The following is a 1606-nucleotide window of genomic DNA, read 5'->3' as shown; positions in this document are numbered from 1 at the left end:
GTTTCCGAAATTATCCTTAGAAAGGAGGTGATCCAGCCGCAGGTTCTCCTACGGCTACCTTGTTACGACTTCACCCCAATCATCTGTCCCACCTTAGACGGCTGGCTCCAAAAGGTTACCCCACCGGCTTTGGGTGTTACAAACTCTCATGGTGTGACGGGCGGTGTGTACAAGGCCCGGGAACGTATTCACCGCGGCATGCTGATCCGCGATTACTAGCGATTCCGACTTCATGTAGGCGAGTTGCAGCCTACAATCCGAACTGAGAACGGCTTTAAGAGATTTGCTAAACCTCGCGATCTTGCGACTCGTTGTACCGTCCATTGTAGCACGTGTGTAGCCCAGGTCATAAGGGGCATGATGATTTGACGTCATCCCCACCTTCCTCCGGTTTGTCACCGGCAGTCTTGCTAGAGTGCCCAACTTAATGCTGGCAACTAACAATAAGGGTTGCGCTCGTTGCGGGACTTAACCCAACATCTCACGACACGAGCTGACGACAACCATGCACCACCTGTCATTCTGTCCCCGAAGGGAAAGTCCTATCTCTAGGATTGTCAGAAGATGTCAAGACCTGGTAAGGTTCTTCGCGTTGCTTCGAATTAAACCACATGCTCCACCGCTTGTGCGGGCCCCCGTCAATTCCTTTGAGTTTCAACCTTGCGGTCGTACTCCCCAGGCGGAATGCTTATTGCGTTAGCTGCAGCACTGAAGGGCGGAAACCCTCCAACACTTAGCATTCATCGTTTACGGCGTGGACTACCAGGGTATCTAATCCTGTTTGCTACCCACGCTTTCGAACCTCAGCGTCAGTTACAGACCAGAGAGCCGCTTTCGCCACTGGTGTTCTTCCATATATCTACGCATTTCACCGCTACACATGGAGTTCCACTCTCCTCTTCTGCACTCAAGTCTCCCAGTTTCCAATGCACTACTCCGGTTAAGCCGAAGGCTTTCACATCAGACTTAAAAGACCGCCTGCGTTCCCTTTACGCCCAATAAATCCGGATAACGCTTGCCACCTACGTATTACCGCGGCTGCTGGCACGTAGTTAGCCGTGGCTTTCTGGTTAGATACCGTCGAAACGTGAACAGTTACTCTCACGCACTTTCTTCTCTAACAACAGGGTTTTACGATCCGAAGACCTTCTTCACCCACGCGGCGTTGCTCCATCAGGCTTTCGCCCATTGTGGAAGATTCCCTACTGCTGCCTCCCGTAGGAGTTTGGGCCGTGTCTCAGTCCCAATGTGGCCGATCAACCTCTCAGTTCGGCTACGCATCATTGCCTTGGTAAGCCTTTACCTCACCAACTAGCTAATGCGCCGCGGGCCCATCCAAAAGCGGTAGCATAGCCACCTTTTACATAGTTACCATGCGGTAACTATGGTTATGCGGTATTAGCACCTGTTTCCAAGTGTTATCCCCCTCTTTTGGGCAGGTTGCCCACGTGTTACTCACCCGTTCGCCACTCAACTCTTTATCGGTGAGTGCAAGCACTCGGTGATAAAGAAGTTTCGTTCGACTTGCATGTATTAGGCACGCCGCCAGCGTTCATCCTGAGCCAGGATCAAACTCTCAATTTAAAGTTTGTGACTCTTTATTTTT

1 rRNA gene is annotated in these 1606 nt (G+C 51.3%); it reads right to left on the bottom strand.

Annotated features, from left to right (window positions below):
- Nucleotides 1-20: 20 nt before the first annotated feature.
- A 16S ribosomal RNA gene (locus FC30_RS03475) occupies nt 21-1584 on the bottom strand.
- Nucleotides 1585-1606: the final 22 nt, after the last annotated feature.

It is taken from the genome of Ligilactobacillus animalis KCTC 3501 = DSM 20602 (assembly GCF_001434535.1).
Classification (GTDB): Bacteria; Bacillota; Bacilli; order Lactobacillales; family Lactobacillaceae; genus Ligilactobacillus; species Ligilactobacillus animalis.
Note: the sequence above shows the minus strand (reverse complement) of the source record. Positions and strands in the feature narration are given on the sequence as shown.